The 6,248-nt window shown below is 59.2% G+C and carries 5 protein-coding genes; 1 reads left to right on the top strand and 4 read right to left on the bottom strand.

Annotated features, from left to right (window positions below; all coding sequences use genetic code 11):
• The 4 genes from ACO6BQ_RS11715 to ACO6BQ_RS11700 form a co-directional block, all read right to left on the bottom strand.
• On the bottom strand, positions 1-347 hold a 347-nt coding region (locus ACO6BQ_RS11715; protein WP_489121140.1), incomplete at its 3' end, for a type II toxin-antitoxin system death-on-curing family toxin.
• Entirely contained in the window at positions 344-586 is a 243-nt protein-coding gene (locus tag ACO6BQ_RS11710; protein WP_489121138.1) for a type II toxin-antitoxin system Phd/YefM family antitoxin, read from the bottom strand. The genes ACO6BQ_RS11715 and ACO6BQ_RS11710, both read right to left, overlap by 4 nt.
• A gap of 42 nt (positions 587-628) precedes the next feature.
• Complete coding sequence (locus ACO6BQ_RS11705) at positions 629-3,658, bottom strand: efflux RND transporter permease subunit (protein WP_489121134.1); 3,030 nt, start codon at positions 3,656-3,658, stop codon at positions 629-631.
• The gene (locus ACO6BQ_RS11700) at positions 3,655-4,707 is read right to left on the bottom strand and encodes an efflux RND transporter periplasmic adaptor subunit (RefSeq protein WP_489121133.1); all 1,053 of its coding nucleotides are present in this window, start codon (positions 4,705-4,707) and stop codon (positions 3,655-3,657) included. Before ACO6BQ_RS11700 ends, ACO6BQ_RS11705 begins: the two co-directional genes overlap by 4 nt.
• A gap of 132 nt (positions 4,708-4,839) precedes the next feature.
• Between ACO6BQ_RS11700 and ACO6BQ_RS11695 the strand changes: the two genes are divergently transcribed.
• Positions 4,840-5,535 (top strand): class I SAM-dependent methyltransferase, encoded by a 696-nt coding sequence (locus ACO6BQ_RS11695; protein ID WP_489121131.1) that lies wholly within the window; start codon positions 4,840-4,842, stop codon positions 5,533-5,535.
• Positions 5,536-6,248: the final 713 nt, after the last annotated feature.

Here is a 6,248-nt window from a genome sequence, read left to right as displayed (position 1 = left end):
TGCGGGCAAAAAAGATGCGTCAAGATGGCGGTGCTGAATTTATCAGTGCTTCCTTGAATGCAGCACATAAAATCTCCCGACGGCGCAAGCGGTCGGGAGATGTTTTCTACGGGAATTGCTGATAGTTTGTTCCCATCGATCATGGCGTGGTTTTTGATGAGACCATAGCCGAGGCGTGCGGCTTTTTGTTCAAGCGACGGATAGAGATCCATGCCGCCAAAGGACATAAACGGTGCTGCCAAGGCGGCGTCGAGAAGTGCTTCGTCGCGGATACCGCTGCTGCCGCCGGTTGCGGCAATCAGTTCTGCGTGCATCTGAAGCACCTGCCCTTTTGTCAGGCGGATCATCGTGCCAGCACCTCATAAGATGCTCTATTTTGTTCCATTAGCTGTCGAGAGACGGCAAGCACGTCTGCATCCGGCAAGGTTTCGCTATGTCCGAGTTGCCGGATGTCGATAATGAGGTAACGCGGCGTATTGTCCTTTAGAATGATCGCAGTTCCTTTTTCATCGACAAGCTGTACGACCTTGGAAAAATTTTGGTTTGCTTCGGTCATGGAAATCATTGTGTCTGTGTGGATGTTCATGGAGTGACCTCATTTTTCGTGGTTGATGGCTCTGACCGCCTACTATCTCACCCGATACGCGACCGCGTACATAACAGGCAGCACCAAGAGTGTCAGCACGGTTGCGACGATGAGGCCGCCCGCGATGGCGACTGCCATCGGCCCCCAGAAGATGTTGCGCATGAGGGGGAGCATGCCGAGGATGGCGGCGGCAGCGGTGAGCATGATGGGGCGAAAGCGCAGGACGGCGGAGTCAATGATGGCATCCAAGGGCTGCTCGCCTGCCTCCTCATGTTTTTTGATCTGGTCGATGAGGATGACGGAGTTGCGGATGATCATGCCGAAGAGGGCGAGCACGCCGAGGTAGGCGACGAAGCCGAGTGCGGAGTCGGTGATGAGCATGGCAAATGCGACGCCGATCAGACCCATCGGTGCGGTGAGGAGGGTGAGCATCATCTTGCCCATGGTGCCGACCTGCAGCATGAGGAGGGTCATGATGATAAAGATCATGGCGGGCAGCGGCTGAATGAGGTAGTGCATGGAGTCGGCGGAGTCCGCGAGCGCGCCCGCCGTCTCGATGGTCGTGCCGGCGGGGAGACTACGGCGCAGCTCCTCGGTCGCCTTGTAGACGCGCAGTGCCGCGTCGTTGCCCTCACCGTTCGTGACTTCTGCCTGTACCATGATGGAGGGGCGGAGGTCGTGTCGCTTGATGAGGCCGTCCTCTGCCGCGTAGGAGAGATGTGCAATCTGCGCGAGGGGGACGCTGCCGCCCGCTGTCGCAATCGGCAGTTCGCCGAGGCGCTCGATGTTCGTGCGGTCACGCTCCGCAAGGCGCAGGACGATGCCGATATTGCGGTCGCCTGTATAGAACTCTGCCGCCTGTGCGCCCGTCAGCTCGGTGTAGAGCATCTGCTTGACTGTCTTTGCACTGATCCCGTAGAGTTTCAGCTTGTCCTTGTCGAAGTCGATGCGGACGGTCTTGGATTTCTCCGTCCAGTCGAGGTGGACATTCGTCGCGGCGGGATCGGCGGCGGTGATGGCGGCGACCTCCTCGGCGACGCAGCGCACTTCGTCTGTCGTGGGCGCAGAGACGCGCAGCATGATGGGGAAGTCGGCGGGCGGTCCGGTCTGGATGTACTGCGTGGATACCCGCACGCCTGTGAGTTCATTGCGGCGGGCATCTGCAATTACGGCGGCAAGTTCCTCGCGTGCGGCGGTATCGTTCGCGGTGATGACGAACTGGGCGCTGTTCGCCGCGTCCGCTTTCGGGTCAACGGTGAGGACGAAGCGCGGGGTGGAGCGTCCAATGTAGGCGGCGTAGTTCTGGATTTTGTCGCTGTGCGCGGCAAGGAGGTCAGCGAGACGATCCGCCTCTGCTGCCGTCGCCTGCATGGATGCGCCCTGTGGCAGGGTCAGACGCACGAGCAGTTCGGGGCGCAGGGAGGGCGGGAAAAAGGTCTGTTTGATGTGCGGGAATGCGGCAAGGCTCACGGCAAAGAGGAGGACGGTGCCGACGAGGACGGCGGCGCGGTGCGCGAGAAATGCTGTGAGTACGCGTCGAAAGAGTCGATAGAAGGGACTGCTGTACGGATCGTGCACGCCCTCCTCCATTTTTTTGACGCGAATGAGATAGTATCCGAAAAGTGGCGCGACCATAACGGAGACTACCCAACTTAATACGAGGGCGATGCCGATGACGGGGAAGAGCGCGGCGCAGAACTCGCTCGCCATGCCCTTGGAGAATGCGACGGGGATGAAGCCCGCGCAGGTGATGAGCGTGCCTGTGAGCATGGGCTTTGCCGTCTGGGTAAAGGCATAGCACGCAGCGTCGAAGCGTCCCATGCCGCGCTCAAGCTGTACGCTCATCATCTCGACGGCGATGATGGCATCGTCCACGAGGAGGCCGAGCGAGATGATGAGTGCGCCGAGGGAGACCTTGTGCAGGTCGATGCCGAGCAGATACATACTGGCGAATGTCCCCGCGAGGACGAGCGGGATGCAGCCCGCGACAACAAGCCCTGTGCGCAGTCCGAGCGAGAGGAAGCTGACACCGAGGACGATGAGGATGGCAAGTGCAAGTGTCTCGACGAAGTCATGAATGGAGTGCTGTACGACGGAGGGCTGGTTCGATACCTCGTGCAGCTGGGCGCCGAGGGGGAGATCCTGCTGTATCGCGGCGGTCAGTTCTTTGAGGTTTTCACCGAGGGCGAGGATGTTGCCGCCCGCCTCCATGGAGACGGCGATGCCGACGGCAGGGGCCCCGTTAAACAGCATTTTTGGTGCGGGCGGGTCGATGCTGCGACGCTCGACGCTTGCGATGTCGCCGAGGCGAAAGATTTTCCCGTTGGCGGCAATGGGGAGCGCACGAATGTCCTCGATGTTTTCAAATACACCCGAGGCACGCAGATGTACGGTGTCGCTCGCCGTCTCGATGCTGCCGCTCGTCATCATGGCGTCCTGCGCGGCGAGTGCGTCTGTGATGGCGGTCGGGGGGATGCCGAGCTGTGCGAGCCGTTCGAGAGCAATTTCGACGTAGACGCGCTCGCTCTGCACGCCGATCAGCTCCACCTTTTGTACGCTCGGGATGGCGAGGATGCGGCGGCGTGCGTCCTCCGCCATGCTGCGCAGCTCCTCGTCGCTGTAGTCCGCGCCCGTGATGGCGTAGACCGAGCCGTACACATCGTCGAAGCGGTCGTTGTAGAACGGCCCGTAGACACCATCGGGCAGGTCTCGCTTTACGTCCTCGCCGAAGTTCCGCACGTCGCGCCACGTCGGGCGAATCTGCGCTGCGTCGACATCGTCGCGCAGCTGGACGTAGATGGTGGTCTGTCCCGCGCGTGTCTCGCTGTGGATCTGTTTCAGCCCCGGGGTGTCCTGAAAACGACGTTCGAGCTTGTCCGTGACCTGCTCCTGCATCTCCTCCGCGCTTGCGCCCGGCCATGCGGCGGAGATCACCATCTGGCGGATGGTAAAGGCGGGGTCCTCCATGCGGCCGAGGCTGTTGTAGGCAAAGATGCCGCCGACGGCAAAGACGATGATGAAGTACCAGACGAGTGCGCGGTGGCGCAGGGAGAGCTCTGTAAGGTTTCTCATTTCGTCCGCACCTTCTCTCCCTCGTGGAGCTGGTGCACGCCCCCCGTCACGATGCGTGCGCCCTGTGGCAGCCCTGTGACGAGGGCATCATTGGTGTGGAACGCCGTGACGGTGACGGGGACGAGATGCACGGCATTGTCCTCGACGACGTAGACCTGTGCTGTATCGCCCGTCTGATACAGCGCGGACAGGGGGATGGAGACACCGTCTTGGACGGATGCGCCGAGGCGGACGCGTGCCGTCATGCCGAGCGGGAGGTCAGCGGGCGCGTCCGTGAGGGCGATGCGTGCCGCATACGTGCGCGTCGCTGCATCGGGCACGGGCGAGAGTTCGCGCAGTGTACCCGTGTAGGCGGCACTGTTCGCCCAGAGGGCGACAGCGGCGGGCATACCGACAGAGACCTCGGCGAGACGGCTCTCGGGCACGGCGATCTCGATCTCACGTTCGCCCTCCTGCGTGAGGGTCATGACGGTCTGCCCTGCGGCGATGATCTGCCCCTCCTCCGCCGTGATGTTCGAGATCACGCCGTCTGCGCCCGCGACGAGGTTCGTGTAGCCGAGTGCGTTGCGGCTTGCCGTATCCTGTGCGAGTGCCTGACGGTACGCCGCCTCGGCGGCGCGTTCGTTCGTGCGGTACTGGTCGAGCATTGCCTCAGAGATCGCTTGCGCCGCATAGAGCTGTTCGTAGCGTGCGCGTTCCGTGCGTGCGAGCTCGTAGCGTGAGCGTGCGGCTTGGGCGGCGGCGTTCGCTGCATTTACCTGCTGCTGCACGTCGCGTGCGTCGATCACCATGAGCACGTCGCCCGCGCGGACGTGTGCGCCGACGTTCACGTTGCGCGAGAGAATCTGTCCGCCGACTTGAAAGGCGAGCCGCGTCTCATAGCGTCCGCGCACCGTGCCCGTGTAACCGCCCTCCGACGCGGCGGCATCGCCGACCGTCATCGTCCGCACGAGGGGCGGCGGCGCTTCTTTCGCCGTATCTGTGCCGCAGCCCGTGAGTGCTGCGAGTGCTGCCGCGAGAATGAGTGTGAGGTAGGAACGCACGTGCATGGTAATCTCTCCTTTTTCAGTAACTTCTTATAATTTTACCACTGAATCGGGAGTGTGTCCATACGGAAGGGATTTGAACCCGCGTGCATTTTGTGGTAGAATACAGTTCAATTAGGGGCGAGAAAGGATGTCATGATGGACGAAGAAATGCGGCGGTATGAGAAGATCCGAGGGGCATATTATTCGGTGGGGCGGCTTGCGAATCTGTACGACGGAATGATGACGTACTCGTCGCTGTCGGGCAAGTTCGTCTCGCGGCTTGTGTGGGGACTGGACAGAAACGGTGTGAGCCGCTATGTGGGGCTGGCACTGCGTGCGGCACATGAGGGTTTTGAGGGGCGGCTGCTTGAGGTTCCGGTCGGAACGGGCTGTCTCTCGCTGCCCGTGTATGCGGAGCTGCCGAACGCGGACATCACCTGCCTCGACTACTCGCCCGCGATGCTCGCGGCGGCGCGAGCGCGTGCGGATGCGATCGGTGTGACCAATGTTTCCTTTGTCGAGGGCGATGTCGGACAGCTGACGTTCGAGGACAATTCCTTCGACGCAGCGGTCTCGATCAACGGCTTTCACGCATTTCCCGATAAGGCTGCGGCGTGGAGCGAGGTGCATCGCGTGCTGCGCCCCGGCGGACGGCTGACCGGCTCTGTCTTCGTGCTCGGCGGGAATCCGCGCACGGAGTTCGTTGTGAAGCATCTCTATACGCGCATGGGCTTCTTTACGCCGCCGTACGACACGAAGGAGCAGCTTGAAGTGCGGCTGAAGGAACTCTATCGTGAGGTCACGGTCGCGTGCGTGGAGTCGCTCGCGTGCTTCTCGTGCGTAAAGTAGGGGATTGATTTGTAGTGGTGTTTTGGGAAACTTTGATAAATTCTTTTGTTGCATGTTTTGCTCCGAAAGATAAAGAAGTCCTGATATGATGGGCTATGTCATCGTTGGGCGTTATTTCCCCCCGACCTTCGTCGGTAAATCCCTACATAGCCTTCTGCCATGTGTCCGGTATGTCTTCTTGTTCGGAAAATTTCCATCTGCTTTTTTCGGATACACCCCATAAAGAAAAAATTCCACAGGAAAAAGCATTGGTTTTTGAAATTAATATTATGCCGTCATATAGTGAATTGGAAAAAGTGAGAGAGCATCTGGCAACAGGAAATATTCCAGAAAAAGATAGTAAGGTGGAAAGCAGATAATTTTTTGTTACAAATATCTCAAAAGTGCCTTTGGTTCGATTATTGTAGAGCCAATATGATCACTATCGGGCGGTTCGTATAAAACGATCGCCTCAAAAGGATGAGCTCGATACCGTGGCATATCACGAAATATTAATTGATGGTTTATTACAGACGTGTTTTATCGCTTGTTCGTATGGAACACATCATCTGTGAATCATATGTATGTATGGGCTTGGATTGGAGTAGCAATCCTGTTCGTGATGATGGGAGTTACTGCATATATGAATAAGTGGGAAGCGAGACGACCAATCATAAATCTTAGGGAAGCACTGATAAATTCAGCCGCGCCATCTTGACGCATCTTTTTTGCCC

It is taken from the genome of Centipeda sp. (in: firmicutes) (assembly GCF_057271695.1).
Note: the sequence above shows the minus strand (reverse complement) of the source record. Positions and strands in the feature narration are given on the sequence as shown.